Consider the following 20831-nt stretch of genomic DNA (forward strand, 5'->3'; position numbering starts at 1 on the left):
TAAACGAAAGTCTCGACGAATTGATTGATGTTCCCCAATTGACCGCGGAAGAAATCTTGGGCCGCGTGCTCCACCGCGACGGACTGATGCTGGTGATCGACAAGCCGGCGGGCCTGCCGGTGCATCGCGGCCCCAAGGGCGGGGCCAATCTGGAGGCCTCGTTCGACGCGCTGCGGTTCGGCCTGCCGCGGCCGCCGGTGCTGGCACATCGGCTGGACAAGGACACCTCCGGCTGCCTCGTGCTGGGACGCCACCGCAAGGCGACCGCCTCGCTCGGGCTGTTGTTCAAGCACGGCAAGATCGCGAAGACCTACTGGACCGTGGTCGAGGGCGGGCCCGCCGAGGACGAAGGCACCATCGACATGCCGCTCGGCCGGCTCAACGCCGAGCGCGGCTGGTGGCAGAAGCCGGATCCGGACGGGCAGAAGGCGATCACCAACTGGAAGGTGCTGGGACGCGGTCAGGGCCTCGCCTGGCTCGCGATGGAGCCGGTCACCGGCCGCACCCATCAGCTGCGGGTGCATTCAGCGGCGATGGGCTGGCCGATCGTCGGCGACAACATCTACGGCAACGGCCCGCGCTTCGGCGAGCCGATCCTGCACCTGCACTCCCGCGAAATCGGCATCCCGATCTCGCGCAACAAGGAGCCGGTGCATGTCGTCGCGCCCGCGCCGGACCACATGCACGAGCGGCTCAAGAGCTGCGGCTGGAACGGGCAGTGACCTCCGTGATTTTACGGACAAGTATCCTTTACGGAACATTCAGGCCCATCCGGTAGTCCTGCAGGCGGCTTAGAAAAAGCGCGCCACCACGGCTCAGGACGAGCAATGCTGAATGCTGGGCAAGGGATTGTCGACGAGGTCGAGGCCGCGATACGCGCCGGCTCCGCCGAAAAATGCATAGAAGCGGCGAAGCGCGTCACCGGCCTTTTCCTCGCCTCCGCCGGCAGCTTCAACAGCGAACAGGTCGAGCTGTTCGACAATGTGCTCGAGCGTCTGGTGAAGACCATCGAGTTGCGGGCGCTTGCCGACATCAGCGCCCGGATGGCGCTCACCCACATCAGCGAGCAGCTCGCACCGGTCACCCAGGCACCGCCCGCGATCATTCGCCGTCTCGCGAGCAATGACGAGATCAGGATCGCCCGGCCGATCCTGCAGGAATCGTCGCGTCTCAACACGGAAGATCTGGTCGAGATCGCGAAGACCAAGAGCGAGCTGCATCTGCTCGCGGTCGCCGGCCGCTGGTGGCTGAAGGAAGTCGTCACCGACGCGCTGTTGGCCCGTCGCTTCGCGAGCGTCAGTCACCGCCTGGTCAGCAATCCCGGCGCCAAGGTGTCGGCGGACGGGTTCGCAATCATTCTCGCGCAGGCCGAGCACGACCCGGTGCTTGCGGTCCAGACCGGTATCCGCGCGGATCTGCCCCCGGAGCTCCGTGTTCAGCTGCTGCACGATGCAACGGAAGAGGTGCGCAGCCGTTTGCTGCAACGCGCGCCCTCGCATCTGTTCGAGGAGATCCGCCACGCGATCGCCGCGGTCGCCGCCGGCGTCGAGCGCGAGATGTCGCGGGCCCGGGACTTCACCGCAGCCAAGCGTCACGTCGCAAGGCTGAAGGATTCCGGCGAGCTCAACGAGGCCGCCCTGCTCGGCTTCGCCAGGCAGCGAATGTATGAAGAAACCATCGCTGCCCTGGCGGAGCTTGCGCAGGCCAGCATCGAGGTGATCCGCCCCCTGATGCAAAGCCTCCGCAGCGAGGGTCTGCTGGTGCCCTGCCGGGCCGCGGGGTTGAGCTGGGAGACGACGGCCGCGGTGATGGAATGCCGCTATTCGACCGGATCGATGGGGCCGGTCGAGCTCGCCAACGCGAAGAGCCAGTTCACGCGAATAACGCACGCCAACGCCGACCGCATGCTGCGGTTCTGGCAGGTCCGCGCATCGCAGCCGCCAAAGCCCGGCGAACGCAGCCGTTGACATTCTCGCGCACAGCGCCGGGACTGATTCAGATTCGACCTGTCAAACAGCGAATTCAGTGTCATCACCCGCGCATGCGGGTGATCCAGTATTCCAGAGACGCCCGTTGTTGAGCCGAGAGGCCGCGGCGTACTGGATCGCCCGGTCGAGCCGGGCGATGACAGCGCGGGTGCCACACACACGATCGTCGTCCTGGCGAAAGCCAGGACCCATAGCCACCGCATTTGACGATCAACGGGATCGTCGCTCCCAGCGTCGCGCAACAATTATGATTTGGGGTAATGGATCCTGGCTTTCGCCAGGACAACACCGAATTTGTTGCACGGTCTGTGAGTGATACTTCCGCATTCTCGCGACATGATTTGCCCGAGCTTTGCATTTCTTTCCGCCCTCCCTCGAACAGGGGGCGCAGGGAAAGCCGGGTGCCGATCGCACCCATGGGCCCTGTGCAACAAAAAGCACAGGGGTAGGGCCACAGGTGTAACCGGAGCAATCCGGCTTTCCCTGCGCGATGGGTTTCGGTCTGAGGCATGCTGTCATTTTGCTGGGAACCGTCGCGATGCGAAGTTCATGCGCGGAAGCTCGCCGGACTCGGCCGTCATCGACGGCTTTTGACCCATCGCGTCATTTCGCGGCGACGCCGCACTACAATCGCTTTCGGACTGAAGCGGATACAGAGCCACGCTCACCAATCCGGATTTAGAGGTACGCGTCCAAGGTCAGTCGACCCCGAACTACCTGCAGCTGCCGACGGCGCACAGCCATATTGCCGCTGTCGAACGGCGGATACGCCATCGCGTCCTGTAACAGTAGCGCGCGAACCCGCCATCTGAAGCGGATTTAACCGATGAGCCCTCTTCATCCGCACTTTGACAGCATCTTCTGGAGTATTGCCTCAACCGGCTGCGGCGAAATCCCAAGTTCGACAAGGCCAGGCATCTCCGGCGACGACACGGTATCGATCTGCATCAGCTCCACCTGATTGCGCGTGAGAATCGGGTCCGGGAGTATTTCGGAAGCCCATGCCAGGGCGTGCCAAACGGCGAGCGGGATCGGGACCAGGATGGGCGCAAGGCCAGCCTGACGCGCGATGATTCCGACCAATTCTTCGTAGGAATAAGCGCGAGGGCCGCCACACTCGAAGATCGTCGGTTGCGTCTCGGCTCGCTGGATGATCCGGACAGTCGCCTCTGCCACATCTTCCACATAGGCCGGCTGCAGTTTCATCGAGCGCGGCCGAACATCGGATAGATCGGCAGCCGGCGGAGAAGGTTGAGGATGGTCGTAAGAAACGCATCGTCCGGTCCGAACATGACGGCGGGCCGAATGATATGTGCGCCGGCAAACGTAGCCCTGACCACCAGTTCACCTTCGCCGCGCGCTCGGATGTACCGCGATTGAGACGCGGCATCGGCGCCGATGCCTGACAAGTGAACGAGTCTTTTGACTCCGGCCCGGTGCGCTTGGGCCGCTACCCGTTGGGCGGACTCGACATGAACGGAATGAAACGTCTCACGTCCGTGCTCGACGTATAGGCTGACGGTGTTGACAGCGGCGTAAGCGCCGGCAAGCGCATTTGCGACAGACCGTTCGTCGTGAATATCGGCCTGGACGAACAGAAGTTGGGAATCATGCGGGCCAAACTGACTGCGCCCGCGATCTGGATGCCTTGACGCGATCCGGACGGGAAACTCGTGATCGCGCAGATGCTGAACGATGCGGCGGCCGAGAAAACCGGTTCCGCCGAATACGGTGACGGTGCGACCGTTCGTTGCCATCCTTTGATCTTTGCCCGAGAGACCGCGCCATAGCCCGAGCCGAAGCTGACGTCAGGGCGATGGCCGTCTGTCGGAACAATACCCTCTCGCAGCGACGGTTGGAATGCAGGCCGCTTCGATCCGCTATTGGACGGAAGCCGGGAGCAAAGGTCGAGCGAAACTGAGTTCGTGGCCGTCGGGGTCAGCCAGGTGGAAGAAACGCTCACCCCATTCGGCATCGCGGGGCACAGTCGCGGGCTGGTAACCCGCCGCGAGCGCGCGTTCGTAAAGTGCGTCAACATCGGTGACGTAGAAGATGACCCGACCCCACCAGGACCAGCGTCGTTCGGCAGGTTGGTCAGTGAGGTTGAGGTAGCTCAGACCGGCTCGAAAGCTAGTGAACGACGACCATTCGCCGCCATGCAGGACCTCAAATCCCAGGGCTCGGTAGAATCGGACAGCTCGTGGCATGTCATGGGTGCCCAGCGTGAGCGCGCTGATCCCCTCGATCATGGCCAAAACTCCCCTGTTCCATCTCCCTACGCCTTTGAAGTCGCGGCGCAGAGATTAACCTCTCATGTGTGTCGAACGGTGAGCAAGTCAACGCCGAGCGCCCCTTTCCTTGCGTCGCCGCTTACGGCGAGCGGTAGATGCCCCAAACTGCTCGAACCGAAAGCGCTGACGCTCTAAACTCTCCATCGCGTCGGCCAAACATCAAGTCCAGGCGCCCACACAACCAATCGATCCCAGCGGCACCCGCGAAAAGGAGCGGAGCATGAAGGGCGATAAAGACGTTATCGAATACCTCAACAAAGCGCTGCGACACGAGCTCACCGCGGTGAACCAGTACTGGCTGCACTACCGCCTGCTCGACAATTGGGGCTACTAGGTGCTGGCCAAGGCGTGGCGCAAGGAATCGATTGAAGAGATGCAACATGCAGACAAGCTCATCGAACGCATCATCTTCCTCGATGGATCTCCCAATATGCAGACGCTGGAATCCCTTCATATTGGGAAGACCGTGAAGGCCGTGCTCGATAGCGACTTGCAAGCCGAATTGTCGGCGCACTCCCTCTACGCTGAAGCTGCGAGCCATTGCCATCAGGTCAAAGACTACGTGACACGGGATCTGTTTGAGCAACTCATGCACGATGAGGAAGAGCATATCGATTTTCTGGAAACCCAGATCGAACTCGTCGCGAGGATCGGCCTCGAGCTATATGCCCAGCGTCATATCGGAGAGCTCGACAAGGACTAAAGTGCCAACGACTGCTTTTGGCCCAAAGCCGGCATGAACTCACGTCGGCTCCACGCCCTCCTTCGAAGGTAAGGCGGACATGGCGGTTTTAGGAAGACGACGCGCTAGATAGCGTCGCCGCACGACCCAACGAGGCGCGCACCGTCATGACCCGTCACGGCGAGCCGTCGCACCGTGCCCGGCACATCATCATTGATCGCGACCGGCAGGAAGTGCTCGGTGCGGCCCTGCCTGTTGCTTTCGATCAGCACCTTGCGCGTCGCGCCGATCTCCGCGGCCAGCCGCCGCCGCAGCGCGGCTTCGCCGGCCGCGCGCAGCCGCTTGGCGCGCTCTTTGATCGCCCCGCCTGCGACCTGCGGCATCCGCGCGGCCGGCGTGCCCGGGCGTTTCGAATAGGGAAACACGTGCAGGAAGGTGAGATCGCATTGCTCGACCAGATCGAGCGAGCGCGCGAACATCTCCTCGGTCTCGGTCGGGAAGCCCGCGATGATGTCGGCGCCGAGCGCGATATCCGGCCGCAGCCGGCGCAGTTGCGCACAGAAATCGATCGCGTCCTGCCGCGAATGCCGGCGTTTCATCCGCTTCAGGATCATGTCGTCGCCGGATTGCAGCGACAGATGCAGATGCGGCATCAGCCGCGCGTCGGCGGCGACGACATCGAGCAGGTCGCGGTCGGCCTCGATCGAATCGATCGACGAGATCCGCAGCCGCTTCAGCTCGGGCACATGGCGCAGGATCTGCCGGGTCAACTGGCCTAGCTTCGGCGTGCCCGGGAGATCGGCGCCGTAGCTCGTGAGATCGACGCCGGTCAGCACGATCTCGGCATGGCCGCGCTCGACCAGCGTGCGGACCTGATCGACCACGGCGCCCATCGGCACCGAGCGGGAATTGCCGCGGCCGTAGGGGATGATGCAAAAGGTGCAGCGATGATCGCAGCCGTTCTGCACCTGCACGAACACCCGCGGCAGGCCGCGTTCGAATCCATCGAGCAGATGCGGTGCCATCTCGATCACCGCCATGATGTCGGCGACCGCGACTTTCTCGCTTCCGCCGAGATCGAACGCAGCGCGGGTCGCCTGCCAGGCAGCGCCGCGCATCTTCTCGTCATTGCCGACGACGCGATCGACCTCGGCCATCTCGGCGAACATGTCGGCCTGCGTCTGCGCCGCGCAACCGGTGACCACGATGCGCGCCGCAGGGCGCTCGCGCTTCAGCTTGCGGATCGACTGGCGGGCCTGCGCCACCGCCTCATTGGTGACGGCGCAGCTGTTGATGACGATGGTCTCGGTGAGCCCGGCCTGCTCGGCCTCGCGGCGAATCACTTCGGATTCGAATGCGTTGAGGCGGCAGCCAAAGGTGACGACATCGACGCCCATGCCCGATCTCATGATCGATCCCACGCCCGGTCAGGCGACGCTGGCGAACAGCGCCGGATCGAAGCGGCCCTCATATTCGAAATCGGCGGTGCCGGTCATCAGCACGTGATCGTCGCGCTCGCGCCATTCGATGCCGAGCTTGCCGCCGGGCAGCGTGATCTCGACGATGCGGTTGGCGCGCTTCAGCCGCGCCGCCGCCACCGCCGTCGCGCAGGCCGCCGAGCCGCAGGCCCTGGTCATGCCGGCGCCGCGTTCCCAGGTGCGGATCGTGATGTGGTCGCGATCGACGATATGGGCGAGCGTGATGTTGGCGCGCTCCGGGAAGATCGGATGGCTCTCCAGCAGCGGCCCGAAACGCTCGAGGTCGTAGGCATTGACGTCGTCGACCCAGAAGATCGCATGCGGATTGCCCATCGAGACCGCCGATGGCGAATGCAGCACCGGCTTGTCGATCGGCCCGACCTGCAGCTCGATGTAGCGGGTGTCGCGAAATTCCTCCGCCAGCGGAATGTCCTGCCAGCCGAACCTCGGCGCGCCCATGTCGACGGTGTAGAGATCGGGCGCCGGACCCTGCCAGCAATTGAGCAGGCCGGCGCGGGTCTGGAACGTCGCCGCGGTCTGGCCGGTCTTCTCAAAGATCTGACGCACCACGCAGCGCATGCCATTGCCGCAGGCGCCGGCCTCCGAGCCGTCGTTGTTGTAGATCGAGATGAACGCTTCGGTGCCGTCGAGCCGCGGCGGCTGCAGCACCATCAGCTGGTCATAGGGAACGCCGGCCGGCGAGGCCACGGCGCGCGCCTCCTCCGCCGAAACCTGTGCCTTGGAATCGCGCAGGTCGACGACGACGATCTCGTTGCCGATGCCGTTCATCTTGGCAAATGCGTGATTGGCGAGCGCGCTCATCGATTTTCCCAAATTCTGCCCGGTTATATGGCGACTGGTGGTCCATTGGCCAGTCGGAATGGCTCCGTGACACATCTGTCATGGGACGAATGCAGAACTTGCGTGTTAGGAATATCTCACCTCGCGGGCCGCGCGCGCCGGGACAGATCGAGCGGCCGTTTGAGGATGGGGATGGAGAATACCGAATGAACCGTATCAGCACGCTCCGCGCGGCCCTGGTCGCGCTGCTGCCCTTGGCCGCGATCGCACTGGCAAGCCCGGCGCCCGCCCAGTCGCCGGCCGCCTCGCCCGCTCCGGCAGCCAGCCCGAGCCCGACCCCCGCCCCGGCGCCCTCGGCCACGCCCGTCCCGCCTCCGGCCGAGACCAAGTCGCCGGCCGACAGCCCCGCCGCATCGCAGACCCCGGCGCCGCCACCGACCGCCCCGGTGCAGACCGCCGATCCGTTCGGCGAACCGTTCACGCTGGAGCCGAAGAAGGTCGTGATGCTGAAGGGCACCGCCAACTGGGATTCGGCCTTCGACGCGCTGATCGAGGCGTTCAAGCAGCTCACCGCGCTGCTCGACAAGGGCGGCATCAAGGCATCGGGCAATCCCATGATCGTCTACACCTCGACCGACGACACCGGCTTCACCTTCATCGCCGAAATCCCGGTCGATCAGGACGTCAAGAACCTCGGCAAGAACATGAGCATGGGCAATTCGCCCGACGGCAAGGCGCTGAAGTTCGTCCATCGCGGTTCCTACGACAACATGGACAACACCTATGAGGCGATCACCAATCACCTCGACGACAAGAAGCTCGAAGCCAAGGACACCTTTATCGAAGAATACATCACCGATCCGCTGAAGACCGCGGAGGACAAGCTGGTGATCAATGTTTACGTGCCATTGAAGTGAGACCCATGCCCCATCGCCTGCCCTTCGCTGCCATCCTCGTCGCGACCACGCTGCTGGCCGCGCCCGCACTCGCCAACGACGACTTTCCGCCGGCGATCTCGGTCACCGGCGAAGCCACCGTCTCGGTGGCGCCGGACCAGGCTGTGATCGACGGCGGCGTGACGACCGATGCGAAGACCGCGCGCGAGGCCGCCGACGCCAACAACATTGCGATGGCGAAAGTGCTCGGCGCGCTGAAGGGCGCGGGCATCGACGAGAAGGACTACCAGACCTCGCGGCTGTCGCTGCAGCCGCAATTCGCCAACCGCACCTCGTCGTCCCCGACTGCACCGCCCAGCATCGTCGGCTACCGCGCCAGCAACCGCGTCACCATCAAGGTGCGCGACGTCGCCAAGGTCGCCGGCGTGGTCGACGTGCTGGTCGGCGCTGGCGCCAACGAGATCGGCGGCATCAACTTCGTGGTGTCGCAGGCCTCGAAAGTGCTCGACGAAGCGCGCGACAAGGCGATCGCCGACGCGCGCCGCAAGGCGGAAATCTACGCCAAGGCCGCCGGCGTCACGCTCGGCGAACCGATCAGCATTTCCGAGGAGGGCAACGCGCCCGTGCCGATGTACCGCAAGATGGCCGCGCCGATGGCAGCCTCCAGCGCGCCGGTCGCGCAGGGCGAGGAAACCCTGTCCGTGAGCGTCAGCGTGTCCTGGGCGATCAAGGGGAAGTAATAAGTTCCCGTCGTCCCTGCGAAAGCAGGGACCCATAACCACAAATGCGAATTGTGGAGGCAAGCTGGGACCGCAGCATCGCCCAATATTTCGCATTTGTGGTTATGGGTCCCGGGTCGCGCTTCGCTTGCCCGGGACGAGGCTAGATCTCGAACACCTGCCCGGGCTTCAACGTCAAAAACTTCTCGCGCGGCACTTTTGCCGCGTCGAGCGCTTCGCCGAGGGCGGTCGCCGGTGCGTCGATCGCCTCGTCGGTCAACTGGAACGTGCCGTGGTGATGCGCCAGCGCCTGCGCGGCGCCGCAATCGGCCAGCGCCTTCACCGCGTCCTCCGGATTCATGTGCTGGTCGCGCATGAACCAGCGCGGCTCATAGGCGCCGATCGGCAGGATCGCGAGCCTTAAGGGTCCATGCGCGTCGGCAACCCTGCGGAAATGCCGCCCGTCGCCATAGCCGGAATCGCAGACGATGTAGAGTTTGCCGGCCGGCGTCTCCAGCACGAAGCTCGCCCACAGCGCCTTGTTGCGATCGAACAGGCCACGCGCCGACCAGTGCCGCGTCGGCACCAGCGTCGCGGCAAGGCCATTGCCGAGCTCGACGCGCTGATGCCAGTCGAACGCCTCGGCTTTGATCGCAGCATCGGATGCGCACATCGTGACGTCGTTGCCGAGCGGCGTGATCACGCGCGGCGCAAACGTCGCCGTGAGCTTCGACAGCGTCGCGACATCGAGATGGTCGTAATGGCCGTGCGACACCAGCACGACGTCGATCTTGGGCAGCTTCTCGAAGGCGATGCCGGGATCGTTGTGCCGCATGGGACCTGCGAAGCTGAACGGTGAGGCGCGCATCGACCACACCGGATCGACCAGGATGTTGAGACCGCCGGCCTGGATCAGCCAGCTCGCATGGCCGACGAAACATAACCGCACCCCACCGCCATCGACGCGCGGCGGCGGCGTATCGGCATAGGGGCTCGGCGCCCATTCCGGCCAGACCGCGCGCTGCCGCCTGCCCCCGAACTGCCAGCGCAACACCTCGCCGAGCGATTTCGGCGGCGAGCCATCCGGATCGAAGAAGTGCAGTCCGTCGAAGTGATCGGAGACGGGGCCGTCATAGGTTTTCATATAGGACATCCAGATCGAGGGCACGCCGATCGCCGCGGCAGCTCCGGTCAAGGTTGCGAGAAGGCGGCGGCGGGTGATGATGGGCAAGCGGGTTCCCAAATAGGAGGCGGGCGCGGCTTATATGGGTGGCATCGACGAATTCGGAACCAACCCGACAAAATGATGTGATTTCAGCGCCTTACTGTCGATGCCGCGCCGATCGCGGCGAAACTTTCCTTGACTTTGCGCCCCCGGCAGCGTTTAACGCCGCTACTTTCTCGGAAAGATCCGTCTTTTCGACCCGCCGACTGGTCCTGGAGACCAGAGGCCAACGCCCGACAGCGCGATGCGCCCTCGGGCGCGAAAAGTGTTTGGACCTTCGTCTTAGCAGGTTGCCAAGGCGGACTATGTGGTCATCACCCGCGAAAGCGGGTGATCCAGTATTCCAGAGCAGCTCGGATTGAACCGGGCGGCCGTGGCGTACCGGATACCCCGCTTTCGCGGGGTATGACGAGAAACGGGTGACGCGCGCTTACGAGCGCAACGAAGGACAACGGCATTGTTCGACAATCTGTCGGAACGGCTTGGTGGCATTCTCGATCGTCTGACGGGGCGCGGTGCGCTGACCGAAAAGGACGTCGATGCCGCGATGCGCGAGGTGCGCCGCGCGCTGCTCGAAGCCGACGTCGCGCTCGAGGTCGTCCGCAGCTTCATCGACCGGGTCCGCGAGCAGGCGATCGGCGCCACCGTCGTCAAGTCGGTCACGCCCGGCCAGATGGTGGTGAAGATCGTCCATGACGAGCTCGTCGCCACGCTCGGCTCCGACGGCCAGACCATCGATATCAACTCCGTGCCGCCCGTCCCGATCATGATGGTCGGTCTGCAGGGCTCCGGTAAAACCACCACCACCGCAAAACTCGCGCGGCGCATGGTCCAGCGCGACAAGCGCAAGGTGCTGATGGCCTCGCTCGACGTCTATCGCCCGGCGGCGATGGAGCAGCTCGCGGTGCTCGGCCGCGACCTCGACATTCCGACGCTGCCGATCGTCGCCGGCCAGATGCCGCCACAGATCGCGAAGCGCGCGTTAGAGGCCGGCAAGCTCGGCGGCTATGACGTCGTGTTGCTCGACACCGCCGGCCGCACCACGCTCGACGAAGACATGATGAAGGAGGCGGCCGAGATCAAAGCCGCCGCCAACCCGCATGAAGTGCTGCTGGTCGCGGACTCCCTCACCGGCCAGGACGCGGTTAACCTCGCCCGCGCGTTCGACGAGCGCGTCGGCCTCACCGGCATTGTGCTGACAAGAGTGGATGGCGACGGCCGCGGCGGCGCCGCGCTGTCGATGCGCGCCGTCACCGGCAAGCCGATCAAGCTGCTCGGCACCGGCGAGAAGACCGACGCGCTGGAAGACTTCCATCCGAACCGCATCGCCGGCCGCATCCTCGGCATGGGCGACGTCGTCTCGCTGGTCGAGAAAGCCGCCGCCAATATCGACGCCGAGAAGGCCGCGCGCACCGCCGAGCGCATGCGCAAGGGCCAGTTCGACCTCAACGACATGCGCGAGCAGCTGCAGCAGATGGCGAACATGGGCGGCATCGGCGGCCTGATGGGCATGATGCCCGGCATCGCCAAGATGAAGAACCAGATCGCGGCGGCCGGCATCGACGACAAGATCATCAAGCGCCAGGTCGCGGTGATCGACTCGATGACGCGGCAGGAGCGCAAGAATCCGGACATCCTGAAGGCCAGCCGCAAGAAGCGCATCGCGGCCGGCGCCGGCCAGAGCGTCGAGCAGGTCAACAAGCTCCTGAAGATGCACCGGAACATGGCCGACATGATGAAGGCCATGGGAAGCGGCAAGCGCGGCCCGCTCGCCGGCATCGCGCAGGCGATGGGCTTTGGCGGCGGCATGAAGCCGCCCTCGGCCGAGGAGATGAAGGCGCTCGCCGAGAAGATGCAGGGCGGCGCCGGCGGTGGCCTGCCCAATTTGCCGAAGGATTTGCCGGTCGGGCTGCGCGGCGGCCTGCCGAACGTGCCGGGCCTGACCGGGCTTTCCGGCAAGCCGACGCTGCCGGGCCTCGGCGGCTTCCCGGGCAAGAAGAAATGAGGAATTCGTCGCGACGGCTCAAATGCGGCCGGCGCAACGCGGAATGCCAATCAACCGAACACATCGACCTTTGAAGGAGAACTAAATGTCCGTTGTTATCCGCCTCGCTCGCGCAGGCACCAAGAAGCGTCCGGTCTATCACGTCGTCGTCGCCGACTCGCGCTTTCCGCGCGATGGCCGCTTCATCGAGCGTCTCGGCCACTTCAATCCGCTGCTGCCGAAGGACAACGAGGCGCGGCTGAAGCTCGACATGGACAAGGTGAAGGCCTGGCTCGCCAAGGGCGCGCAGCCGTCGGATCGCGTCACCCGCTTCCTCGACGCCGCCGGCGTCGTCAAGCGCACCGCGCGCAACAACCCGGAAAAGGCCGTGCCGCGCAAGGAGCGCAAGGCGCAGGCCGAAGCCGCCGCCAAGGCGTAAGCTGAACGGCTGCTGCGGTGACTGCACCGGTCTGTGTCGCCCGTATCGGCGCTGCGCATGGTGTGCGCGGCGCCGTCCGGCTATGGACCTTCACCGAAGACCCGCTGGCCGTGAAGGATTACGGCCCGCTGATGACCAAGGACGGCACGCGCCAGTTCGAGGTCACGCATGCGCGCGAGGCCAAGGATCATCTGGTGGTGACGCTGAAGGGCGTCGCCTCGCGCGACGATGCCGAACGGCTCAACGGCCTCGAGCTCTACATTCCGCGCGACCGGCTGCCGGAAACCGACGACGGTGAATACTACCACACCGACCTGATCGGGCTCGCCGCGGTGACGACATCGGAGCAGCCGCTCGGCAAGGTGATCGCGATCCATAATTTCGGCGCCGGCGACATCATCGAGATCGCCCCGCCGCAGGGCGCGACAATGCTGCTGCCTTTCACCAACGCCGTGGTGCCATCAGTCGATCTCGCCGGCGGCCGCGTCGTGATCGAGCTGCCGCAGGAAATCGACGGCGACGATCCGTCGGCGGCATGATCAAGAGACATTTTCAACCCGTCATCCGGCCCTGCTGCTCGAGCCAGTCGCAGAACACCGCGCTGTGCGGATCGTTGCTGCGCCCCGCCGGAAAATACGCAAAATAGCTCCGCGCCGGCAGGCTGATCGCCGGAAACGGCGTCACCAGACGCCCGGCCGCAAGATCATCCGCAATCAGCGCGGTCGGTCCCATCGCAACGCCGAGTCCGTCGAGCGCGGCCTGGATCGTCAGATAGAAATGATCGAAGGTCAGCGAGGCCGCCGGCTCCAGCGCGGATTGGCCGGCCTCGGTGAGCCAGTCGCGCCACAGCCGCGGCATCGACGTGACGTGCAGCAGCGTATGCCGGGAGAGATCTGCGATCTCATGCAGCGGCAATTGCGCTGATAGCGCCGGACTGCACACCGGCAGCCGCCGCTCCGACACCAGGAAGCGCGACGAAAAGCCGTGGAAGGTGTCGGGCCCACCGCGGATCACGACATCGAATGGTTCGGGCAGCGCATCCACCGGATCGTTCGATGTGGCGAGGCGCACCTCGATATCAGGATGCTCGGCGCGAAACCGGCTCATCCGCGGCAACAGCCAGCGCAGGCTGAAGGTCGCGAGCGCATTGACGCGCAGCACCGCGACAGCCGCATCGCCGCGCCGCTCGCGATGCTGCTGCACGGCTGCGGAAATCCGGTCGAGCGCGGGCGCGAATTCCGCCAGCAAGGCCGCGCCGGCCGGCGTCAGCACCACACGGCGGACCGATCGCCGGAACAGCGCCGGCGCGCCCAGCCATTCCTCGAGCAGCCGGATCTGCTGGCTGACCGCGCCATGGGTCACGCTGAGCTCGGCGGCGGCTTCCTTGAAGCTGCCGAGGCGTGCGGCGGCCTCGAAGGCGCGGACCGCATTGAGCGGCGGCAGGCTGCGGCGTGGGACGAACATGCTCCCTCATTACTAGATTTTCTAACGTATGATCCGATTATTACTGATTTGTGACAGCGGCCGATCGAGCGCATATTGCGCAGCAAGCTACTCACACATCTTCATTTTCTGAGACTGTGCTCCAATGCACCCCCGTTCTATCTTTAGATTTTTTCGCTCCGGATGGCGACAATGAGCGCCTCCGCCGAACTCGACGCATCCCGCCCCGAGCACGTCCGGGCGACGCGAACGCTGTCCGTGACCGGGCTCAACCACGCCCTCCACGACGGCTACACCGACCTGATCTACGTGCTGCTGCCGGTCTGGCAGGCCGAATTCGCGCTTAGCTACGGACTATTGGCACTGCTGCGCGGGCTCTACGCCGGCGCCATGGCCGGGCTGCAGATTCCGGTCGGGCGCATCGCACAGCGGATCGACGGCAAGATCATTCTAATCGCGGGCACGGCGCTGTCGGCGCTTGGCTACGTGTTTGCCGGGCTCTCCGGCGGCGTCATCGGACTTGGTCTCGCGCTCGCGCTCTCCGGCGCAGGCTCGAGCACGCAGCATCCGATCGCATCGGCCGCGGTGTCGCGCGCCTATGGTTCGGCGGCACGCGGGCCACTCGGCATCTACAATTTCTCCGGCGATCTCGGCAAGGCGGCGATCCCGGCAGCGACCTCGATCCTGCTGGTGATCATGTCGTGGCGGCACACGCTGCTCGTGCTCGCCGTGGCCGGCCTGCTCGTCGCGATCTGCATCGCGCTGTGGATGCCGTCGGTCGGCAAGGGCGCCGAGCGCAAGGCGGCCGCTGCATCGCGCCGCGCAAGCGCCGGCGGCGGCTTCATCTGGCTGCTCGCGATTGGAATCCTCGACACCGCGGTTCGGATGGGCTTTCTCACCTTCCTGCCGTTTCTGTTGCGCGACAAGGGCGCCGCGCTGCCGACCAACGGCCTCGCGCTGGCACTGGTCTTCATCGGCGGCGCCGCGGGAAAATTCACCTGCGGCTGGCTCGGCGAGCGGGTCGGCACGCTGCGCACCGTGCTGATCACCGAAGGCGGCACGGCGGCGCTGATCGCGGCGGTGCTGATGCTGCCGCTGGCGCCGACCATGATGCTGCTGCCGCTGCTCGGCGTGATGCTCAACGGCACCTCATCCGTGCTCTATGGCACGGTGCCCGAACTCACGCCGGCACATCAGACCGAACGCGCCTTCGCGCTGTTCTACACCGGGACCATCGGATCCGGCGCGATCGCGCCGGTGCTCTACGGCCTGCTCGGTGATGCGCTCGGCCCGACGCTCGCAACCGCAGCTACCGCGATCACGGCGCTGGCGATCTGTCCGCTCACCATCGCGCTGGCGCGGCATCTTCGCGACGAACCAACGACGGCGTGACGCATAACGCGCTTAAGCCCGGGCTACCGTCTGTCTTCTCCTTCCCCCTGAAAGGGGGAAGGTCGGGATGGGGGTCAGCCGCGGGCGACGGTGCAAGCTGACAGAGCTGATCCCCACCCGCTCTGCTCTTGCGAGCAAAGCGACCTCCCCTTTTCAAGGGGAGGTTGGAGCTATCGCCCGGATGGAGCCAACGGGTCGCGCGAACGCGCGCCCGATGACAGGCTCCGCGCAATCTGGGCCGTCTTCCGAGGAGAGTCGTTGCTTGCGTGATTCCCGGATTGCGCTTCGCTCCATCCGGGCTACCTAAGCAATGGTCTCACGGAGCATCCCAATGACAACCATGCACAAGGCCTGGCGGTTGCACGCCCACAATGATCTTCGCTTCGAGGATGTCGCAACGCCCAGCCCCGCGCCCGATGGCGTCGTGGTGCGGATCGAAGCCGGCATGGTGCTGTCGTATACCAACAGGCTGCTGTCGGGCGCATTGCCTTACAGCCTGCCGCCGATGCCGTTCGTGCCCGGCACCAACGCGATCGCGCGTGTCGTCGCCACCGGCGAGAACGTCACGCATGTGCAGAGCGGCGACCGTGTGTTCCTGAGCCCACATCTGCGCGGCGACGTGCCGGATCGCGATCCGCCGCAGATCCTGATCGGCCTCACCGCGACGGTGACGACGCCGGAGGCGCTCGCATTGCAGGCACGCTGGCGCGACGGCGTGTTTGCCGAGATCGCGCACTGGCCGGCCGCCTGCGTCACGCCGCTTGTCAATCTCGATGACAGACCGGCGACCGAGCTGATCGGGTTGGCAAAACTGATCGTGCCGTTCGGCGGATTGCAGCGCTCCGGCCTGCGCGGCGGGCAAACCATCATCGTCAACGGCGCGACCGGCTATTTCGGCTCGGGCGGCGTGATGCTCGCGGTCGCGATGGGCGCGGGCCGCGTCGTCGCGGTCGGACGCAAGCAGGCCGCGCTCGAGCAGTTGCGCGACGCGTTTGGTCCTCGCGTCATTCCCGCTGTCGTCACCGGCGATGCCGCAGGCGATCTTTCGATCATCCGCCGCGCCGCCGGCGGCAGCGCCGATGTCGCGCTTGATTTGCTCGGCGCCGCCAGGAGCACCTCGACCACGCTGTCCTCTCTGCGTGCGCTGAAGCGCGGCGGCCGGATGGTGCTGATGGGTAGCGCTGACGTGCCGCTCGAACTCTCGTTCCGCGAGATGCTCGCCAACGACTGGGAGGTGGTGGGGCAGTTCATGTATGACCGCACCGCGCCGGTCCAGCTCGCCGGCCTCGCCGCCGAAGGCCTGCTGGATCTCGGCAGGATCAACGTCGCGACCTTCGGGCTCGCCGACTTCCGCCGCGCAGTCGACGCCGCCGCCATGATGCAGAGCCTCGACCTCACGGCCGTGGTGCCGTAACCAGAGGCCATGACATTCCAAGCGACACCATGGCGCGCGACCGTGCTGACCCTGTTCCCGGACATGTTTCCGGGACCGCTCGGCGTCAGCCTGGCCGGCAAGGCGCTGGCCGGCGGGCTGTGGGCGCTGGAGGCGCGCGACATCCGCGCGTCGGCGACCGACAAGCACCGCAGCGTCGACGACACGCCGGCCGGCGGCGGTCCGGGCATGGTGCTGCGGGCCGACGTGCTGGCGGCGGCGATCGACGCCGCTGCCATTGCGCCTGACCGCCCGCGCCTCCTGATGAGCCCGCGGGGTCGGCCATTGACCCAGGAGCGGGTCGCGGAGCTGGCGGCCGGGTCCGGCCCCCTGATCGTCTGTGGCCGTTTCGAAGGCATCGACCAGCGGGTGATCGAGGCCCGGGGGCTCGAGGAGGTCTCGATCGGCGATTACGTGCTGTCCGGCGGCGAAATCGCCGCGATGGCGCTGATCGACGCCTGCGTCCGCCTGCTGCCCGGAGTGATGGGCAAGCAGGCCTCGGGAACCGAGGAGAGCTTCTCCGAGGGACTACTGGAATACCCCCAATACACCCGCCCGCAGGAGTTCGAGGGCCGCCAGATCCCGGAAATCCTCATTTCCGGTGATCACGCCAAGGTCGCGGCCTGGCGGCTGGCCCAATCCGAGGCCCTCACGGCGGACCGCCGGCCGGACCTCTGGGCCCGAAAGGCCGGCCAAAAAGCCGCTCCGCCACGGACAAAAAACACGACAGACGGGTGACAAACCCTGCGCTTTGCCTTATAGGCACGGCCTAATCCGCACACGCGCAGGATAGATGGACGTTTGCGCAGCCCGCATAGGCTGGGCGCGCCGCCGATGGAGATTTCGATGAATCTGATTCAGCAGCTCGAAAAAGAGCAGTTCGACAAGCTCGCCGCCACCAAGGTCATCCCGGAATTCGGACCCGGCGATACCGTTATCGTCAATGTGAAGGTGGTCGAAGGCGAACGCACCCGCGTGCAGGCCTATGAAGGCGTCTGCATCGGCCGTTCCGGCCAGGGCCTCAACGAGAGCTTCACCGTGCGCAAGATCTCCTACGGCGAGGGCGTCGAGCGCGTCTTCCCGGTGATGTCGCCGATGATCGACTCGATCAAGGTCGTGCGCCGCGGCAAGGTTCGTCGCGCCAAGCTTTATTACCTGCGCAACCTGCGCGGCAAGTCGGCCCGCATCGTCGAGAAGCAGGACCGCCCGACTGCCGTCGGCGAGTAATTCACCCCGAAAGGGTTGTGTGACCGAAAGCGCGGGGCCTGCCCCGCGCTTTTTTGTTGCGGCATACCTATCTAATGGACAGGCCCGCGCATCGATCGATTGTCGCGGGCGCAAGCCCTGTGTTAGAAATTTAGAATGGTTCCGGATCAAGCAAGCCAGCCCTGCCAGCGCGTCGTGATCGACGATCGCTCGCGGCTGCCCGGTCGCTTCTTCGGGCGCTTTGCGACGTCGGCAACGTCAGAGCTTACGCGCGCAGCGTAACGCTGCCTGGACGCTTTCGCCTGCTCGCGCGCCGCGGCGCGCTCACGCCATTCACCACTGAATTTCTTCTGGAGCACAAGCTCATGTCCAAACCGACCACGCTGTACGACAAGATCTGGAACGACCATCTGGTCAACGAGGCCGACGACGGCACCTGCCTGCTCTATATCGATCGCCATCTGGTGCACGAGGTGACCTCGCCGCAGGCGTTCGAAGGCCTGCGCGCCGCCGGCCGCAAGGTGCACGCACCGGAGAAGACGCTCGCCGTGGTCGACCACAACATCCCGACCACCGATCGGTCGAAGCCCAATCCCGACCCCGAGAGCATCGAGCAGATGCGGGTGATGGCGGAGAACGCCAAGGAATTCGGCATCGAGTATTACAACGAGTTCGACAAGCGTCAGGGCATCGTCCACGTCATCGGCCCGGAGCAGGGCTTTACGCTGCCCGGCACCACCATCGTCTGCGGTGACAGCCACACTTCGACGCATGGCGCGTTCGGCGCGCTCGCGCACGGCATCGGCACCTCCGAGGTCGAGCACGTGCTGGCGACCCAGACGCTGATCCAGAAGAAGGCCAAGAACATGCGCGCGGTCGTCGACGGCAAATTGCCCGACGGCGTGACCGGCAAGGACATCATCCTGGCGATCATCGGCGAGATCGGCACCGCCGGCGGCACCGGCTATGTGCTGGAATATGCCGGCGAGGCGATCCGTGCGCTCTCGATGGAAGGCCGTATGACGGTCTGCAACATGTCGATCGAAGGCGGCGCGCGCGCCGGCCTGGTGGCGCCCGACCAGAAGGCGTTCGACTTCCTGCGCGACCGTCCGAAGGCGCCGAAGGGCGCGGCCTGGGATGCCGCGATGCGCTACTGGGAGACGCTGCGCTCCGACGAGGGCGCGCATTTCGACCATGAACTGCGGCTCGACGCCGCCAAGCTGCCGCCGATCGTCACCTGGGGCACCTCGCCCGAGGACGTCATCTCGGTGACCGGCTTCGTGCCCGATCCCGACAAGATCGCGGACGAGGCCAAGCGGCTCTCCAAGCATCGCGCGCTGAAATATATGGGCCTGACCGCCGGCACCAAGATCACCGACATCAAGCTCGACCGCGTCTTCATCGGCTCTTGCACCAACGGCCGCATCGAGGACCTGCGTGCCGCGGCGAAGATCGCCGAGGGCAAGACCGTCAACGCCCATGTCAACGCGATGATTGTGCCGGGCTCGGGCATCGTGAAGGAGCAGGCGGAGGCCGAAGGCCTCGACAAGATCTTCGTTGCGGCCGGCTTCGAATGGCGCGAGCCGGGCTGCTCGATGTGCCTTGCGATGAATCCGGACAAGCTGAAGCCGGAAGAGCGCTGCGCCTCGACCTCGAACCGCAACTTCGAGGGCCGCCAGGGCTTCAAGGGCCGCACCCATCTGGTGTCGCCCGCGATGGCCGCCGCTGCCGCGATCGCCGGCCACTTCGTCGACGTCCGCGACTGGCGGTAAACGAAGTTTTCGTCTCAAGCTCGAGCCGTTGTGGAAACGGCTCGTTAACGGGGCGCACGCACACTGGCTCCTTGCGAGGACAAGCTTCGCGGGGAGTCGGACGTGGCTGACGACAAGCGCGAATTCGTCGACATGATCAGCGAGGCGACGCGGCAGAAGCGCCGCCGCGCCGCGCCACGCATCATCGATCCGCCTCCCGAAGTGAAGGAGACCTCGCGCCTCAGCCACTGGCCGCCGGAGCGCTGGACGCAATGGCGGATCGAAAACCTGACGCCGTGGAAGATCAAGCCCTGGAGGCTGAAGAATTGGGACTAGAGCATTTTCAGTTCTGATTGGATCAGAACTGAAGCTCTAGATTCTTGCGTCTTCTTCACGCGAACCGGCCTCCACTTCGCTCGAAAACGCTCTAGGTGCCTTCGCGCGAAAAGTGTCCTGACAAAACGGCCGCCGTTTGGCGCCCGCTGTCATTTCAGCCTTCACCAATAGCCATACGGCCGCCAATGGTGACGGTGATGCCAATACGGCCGGCAGATCCGGCGCGGCCCGTAATAGGTCCAGACCACCCGGCAACGGCGGTGATGATAGTAGGCCGGATAGTAGTAGGACGATCCATAGAAGTAGCGCCGGGGATGGAAGTGCCGGCGGTAGCCGTAGCGGTACCCGCCGCCATAGAAGCGGTGGTAGCCACCGTAGTGGCGATGGAGGCCGCCATGGAACGCCGGCGCGGCGCGGAAGCCGCCGCCATGAAAACCTCCGCCGCCGTGACCGCCGCCACCGTGGCCGCCGCCACCGCCATGCCGGACCTGGGTCGTCATGGCATCGGCCGCAGACTTCGCCGCGGGCACGGTGCCCGGGCTCGCCAGCGACAGCGCTTCGGCGCGTTGCTGCGCTGAAATCGACAGCGCGAAGACCGCGGCCGCCGCCACACCGAGACGGCGCACCAAGCCACGCCGCAAATACCCTTCCCTCATCTTCAGAACCTCCCTGACAACAGCAATCACACCCACGCTGCATGGCAGCCGGTTGCATTGCGTTCATTGCGGTCGCTCCCGCCGCAACGCTAGAAATCCCTGAGTGAATGCG

The 20831-nt window shown here is 65.3% G+C and carries 21 protein-coding genes and 1 pseudogene; 14 read left to right on the top strand and 8 right to left on the bottom strand.

Annotated elements, in window-relative coordinates; translation table 11 throughout:
- Positions 1 to 20 precede the first annotated feature (20 nt).
- Together V5279_RS44530 and V5279_RS44535 are read left to right on the top strand one after the other, a co-directional pair.
- Positions 21 to 722, top strand: a complete 702-nt coding sequence (locus V5279_RS44530; protein ID WP_166300570.1) for an RluA family pseudouridine synthase — start codon at positions 21 to 23, stop codon at positions 720 to 722.
- A 105-nt stretch (positions 723 to 827) separates the two neighbouring features.
- Positions 828 to 1967: a DUF2336 domain-containing protein gene (locus tag V5279_RS44535; protein ID WP_338693616.1), complete on the top strand. Its 1140-nt coding sequence runs from the start codon at positions 828 to 830 to the stop codon at positions 1965 to 1967.
- 858 nt (positions 1968 to 2825) lie between these two features.
- Here V5279_RS44535 and V5279_RS44540 read toward each other — a convergent pair.
- The 3 genes from V5279_RS44540 to V5279_RS44550 form a co-directional block, all read right to left on the bottom strand.
- Positions 2826 to 3194 (bottom strand): hypothetical protein, encoded by a 369-nt coding sequence (locus tag V5279_RS44540; RefSeq protein WP_338693618.1) that lies wholly within the window; start codon positions 3192 to 3194, stop codon positions 2826 to 2828.
- The gene (locus V5279_RS44545) at positions 3191 to 3745 is read right to left on the bottom strand and encodes an NAD(P)H-binding protein (protein ID WP_338693620.1); all 555 of its coding nucleotides are present in this window, start codon (positions 3743 to 3745) and stop codon (positions 3191 to 3193) included. Before V5279_RS44545 ends, V5279_RS44540 begins: the two co-directional genes overlap by 4 nt.
- Positions 3746 to 3868: 123 nt before the next feature.
- Complete coding sequence (locus V5279_RS44550) at positions 3869 to 4237, bottom strand: VOC family protein (RefSeq protein WP_166300565.1); 369 nt, start codon at positions 4235 to 4237, stop codon at positions 3869 to 3871.
- Between the two features lie 262 nt (positions 4238 to 4499).
- Here V5279_RS44550 and bfr point away from each other — a divergent pair.
- Positions 4500 to 4982, top strand: a pseudogene (gene bfr / locus V5279_RS44555) (bacterioferritin).
- A gap of 104 nt (positions 4983 to 5086) precedes the next feature.
- Here bfr and mtaB read toward each other — a convergent pair.
- Positions 5087 to 6358: a tRNA (N(6)-L-threonylcarbamoyladenosine(37)-C(2))-methylthiotransferase MtaB gene (gene mtaB / locus V5279_RS44560; protein WP_338701735.1), complete on the bottom strand. Its 1272-nt coding sequence runs from the start codon at positions 6356 to 6358 to the stop codon at positions 5087 to 5089.
- A gap of 30 nt (positions 6359 to 6388) precedes the next feature.
- Positions 6389 to 7261: a diaminopimelate epimerase gene (dapF, locus tag V5279_RS44565; protein ID WP_338693623.1), complete on the bottom strand. Its 873-nt coding sequence runs from the start codon at positions 7259 to 7261 to the stop codon at positions 6389 to 6391.
- 185 nt (positions 7262 to 7446) lie between these two features.
- Between dapF and V5279_RS44570 the strand changes: the two genes are divergently transcribed.
- Both V5279_RS44570 and V5279_RS44575 read left to right on the top strand, forming a co-directional pair.
- Positions 7447 to 8157: a GyrI-like domain-containing protein gene (locus V5279_RS44570; RefSeq protein ID WP_338693625.1), complete on the top strand. Its 711-nt coding sequence runs from the start codon at positions 7447 to 7449 to the stop codon at positions 8155 to 8157.
- A gap of 5 nt (positions 8158 to 8162) precedes the next feature.
- Entirely contained in the window at positions 8163 to 8876 is a 714-nt protein-coding gene (locus V5279_RS44575; protein ID WP_166300558.1) for an SIMPL domain-containing protein, read from the top strand.
- Positions 8877 to 9018: 142 nt separating this feature from the next.
- Here V5279_RS44575 and V5279_RS44580 read toward each other — a convergent pair whose 3' ends face one another.
- Complete coding sequence (locus V5279_RS44580) at positions 9019 to 9999, bottom strand: MBL fold metallo-hydrolase (RefSeq protein ID WP_414645984.1); 981 nt, start codon at positions 9997 to 9999, stop codon at positions 9019 to 9021.
- A 538-nt stretch (positions 10000 to 10537) separates the two neighbouring features.
- Between V5279_RS44580 and ffh the strand changes: the two genes are divergently transcribed.
- From ffh to rimM, 3 genes are all read left to right on the top strand, one after another.
- A complete protein-coding gene (gene ffh, locus V5279_RS44585; RefSeq protein WP_166300556.1) occupies positions 10538 to 12085 on the top strand; it encodes a signal recognition particle protein in 1548 nt (515 codons plus the stop codon).
- 85 nt (positions 12086 to 12170) lie between these two features.
- Positions 12171 to 12503 carry a 30S ribosomal protein S16 gene (gene rpsP, locus V5279_RS44590; RefSeq protein WP_029081296.1) on the top strand — a complete coding sequence of 111 codons (333 nt, stop codon included), beginning with the start codon at positions 12171 to 12173 and terminating at the stop codon, positions 12501 to 12503.
- Positions 12504 to 12520: 17 nt separating this feature from the next.
- The gene (gene rimM / locus V5279_RS44595) at positions 12521 to 13042 is read left to right on the top strand and encodes a ribosome maturation factor RimM (protein WP_338693634.1); all 522 of its coding nucleotides are present in this window, start codon (positions 12521 to 12523) and stop codon (positions 13040 to 13042) included.
- A 13-nt stretch (positions 13043 to 13055) separates the two neighbouring features.
- On the opposite strand, the gene gcvA is transcribed toward rimM, so the two are convergent.
- Positions 13056 to 13967 (bottom strand): transcriptional regulator GcvA, encoded by a 912-nt coding sequence (gene gcvA, locus V5279_RS44600; RefSeq protein WP_165127117.1) that lies wholly within the window; start codon positions 13965 to 13967, stop codon positions 13056 to 13058.
- Between the two features lie 171 nt (positions 13968 to 14138).
- Here gcvA and V5279_RS44605 point away from each other — a divergent pair, with 171 nt between their 5' ends.
- From V5279_RS44605 to V5279_RS44630, 6 genes are all read left to right on the top strand, one after another.
- Positions 14139 to 15338, top strand: a complete 1200-nt coding sequence (locus V5279_RS44605; protein WP_338693640.1) for an MFS transporter — start codon at positions 14139 to 14141, stop codon at positions 15336 to 15338.
- Between the two features lie 331 nt (positions 15339 to 15669).
- Positions 15670 to 16752: a zinc-binding alcohol dehydrogenase family protein gene (locus tag V5279_RS44610; protein ID WP_338693642.1), complete on the top strand. Its 1083-nt coding sequence runs from the start codon at positions 15670 to 15672 to the stop codon at positions 16750 to 16752.
- 9 nt (positions 16753 to 16761) lie between these two features.
- Positions 16762 to 17508 carry a tRNA (guanosine(37)-N1)-methyltransferase TrmD gene (trmD, locus tag V5279_RS44615; RefSeq protein ID WP_338693644.1) on the top strand — a complete coding sequence of 249 codons (747 nt, stop codon included), beginning with the start codon at positions 16762 to 16764 and terminating at the stop codon, positions 17506 to 17508.
- 108 nt (positions 17509 to 17616) lie between these two features.
- Positions 17617 to 17997, top strand: coding sequence for a 50S ribosomal protein L19 (gene rplS / locus V5279_RS44620; RefSeq protein WP_338693646.1), 381 nt, complete (start codon positions 17617 to 17619; stop codon positions 17995 to 17997).
- A gap of 344 nt (positions 17998 to 18341) precedes the next feature.
- Positions 18342 to 19748 carry a 3-isopropylmalate dehydratase large subunit gene (leuC, locus tag V5279_RS44625; RefSeq protein WP_338693648.1) on the top strand — a complete coding sequence of 469 codons (1407 nt, stop codon included), beginning with the start codon at positions 18342 to 18344 and terminating at the stop codon, positions 19746 to 19748.
- A gap of 102 nt (positions 19749 to 19850) precedes the next feature.
- Positions 19851 to 20063: a hypothetical protein gene (locus V5279_RS44630; protein WP_414645665.1), complete on the top strand. Its 213-nt coding sequence runs from the start codon at positions 19851 to 19853 to the stop codon at positions 20061 to 20063.
- Between the two features lie 161 nt (positions 20064 to 20224).
- Here V5279_RS44630 and V5279_RS44635 read toward each other — a convergent pair whose 3' ends face one another.
- Positions 20225 to 20719 carry a hypothetical protein gene (locus V5279_RS44635; protein ID WP_338693650.1) on the bottom strand — a complete coding sequence of 165 codons (495 nt, stop codon included), beginning with the start codon at positions 20717 to 20719 and terminating at the stop codon, positions 20225 to 20227.
- Between the last annotated feature and the right edge of the window lie 112 nt (positions 20720 to 20831).

Source organism: Bradyrhizobium sp. 26S5, assembly GCF_036923295.1.
Classification (GTDB): domain Bacteria; phylum Pseudomonadota; class Alphaproteobacteria; order Rhizobiales; family Xanthobacteraceae; genus Bradyrhizobium; species Bradyrhizobium septentrionale.

Coding starts and splice junctions, on each gene's coding strand:
- V5279_RS44535 (WP_338693616.1), top strand. CDS start 828: ATGCTGAATGCTGGGCAAGGGATTGTCGACGAGGTCGAGGCCGCGATA.
- V5279_RS44540 (WP_338693618.1), bottom strand. CDS start 3,194: ATGAAACTGCAGCCGGCCTATGTGGAAGATGTGGCAGAGGCGACTGTC.
- V5279_RS44545 (WP_338693620.1), bottom strand. CDS start 3,745: ATGGCAACGAACGGTCGCACCGTCACCGTATTCGGCGGAACCGGTTTT.
- V5279_RS44550 (WP_166300565.1), bottom strand. CDS start 4,237: ATGATCGAGGGGATCAGCGCGCTCACGCTGGGCACCCATGACATGCCA.
- mtaB (WP_338701735.1), bottom strand. CDS start 6,358: ATGGGCGTCGATGTCGTCACCTTTGGCTGCCGCCTCAACGCATTCGAA.
- dapF (WP_338693623.1), bottom strand. CDS start 7,261: ATGAGCGCGCTCGCCAATCACGCATTTGCCAAGATGAACGGCATCGGC.
- V5279_RS44570 (WP_338693625.1), top strand. CDS start 7,447: ATGAACCGTATCAGCACGCTCCGCGCGGCCCTGGTCGCGCTGCTGCCC.
- V5279_RS44575 (WP_166300558.1), top strand. CDS start 8,163: ATGCCCCATCGCCTGCCCTTCGCTGCCATCCTCGTCGCGACCACGCTG.
- V5279_RS44580 (WP_414645984.1), bottom strand. CDS start 9,999: ATGAAAACCTATGACGGCCCCGTCTCCGATCACTTCGACGGACTGCAC.
- rpsP (WP_029081296.1), top strand. CDS start 12,171: ATGTCCGTTGTTATCCGCCTCGCTCGCGCAGGCACCAAGAAGCGTCCG.
- gcvA (WP_165127117.1), bottom strand. CDS start 13,967: ATGTTCGTCCCACGCCGCAGCCTGCCGCCGCTCAATGCGGTCCGCGCC.
- V5279_RS44605 (WP_338693640.1), top strand. CDS start 14,139: ATGAGCGCCTCCGCCGAACTCGACGCATCCCGCCCCGAGCACGTCCGG.
- V5279_RS44610 (WP_338693642.1), top strand. CDS start 15,670: ATGACAACCATGCACAAGGCCTGGCGGTTGCACGCCCACAATGATCTT.
- trmD (WP_338693644.1), top strand. CDS start 16,762: ATGACATTCCAAGCGACACCATGGCGCGCGACCGTGCTGACCCTGTTC.
- rplS (WP_338693646.1), top strand. CDS start 17,617: ATGAATCTGATTCAGCAGCTCGAAAAAGAGCAGTTCGACAAGCTCGCC.
- leuC (WP_338693648.1), top strand. CDS start 18,342: ATGTCCAAACCGACCACGCTGTACGACAAGATCTGGAACGACCATCTG.
- V5279_RS44635 (WP_338693650.1), bottom strand. CDS start 20,719: ATGAGGGAAGGGTATTTGCGGCGTGGCTTGGTGCGCCGTCTCGGTGTG.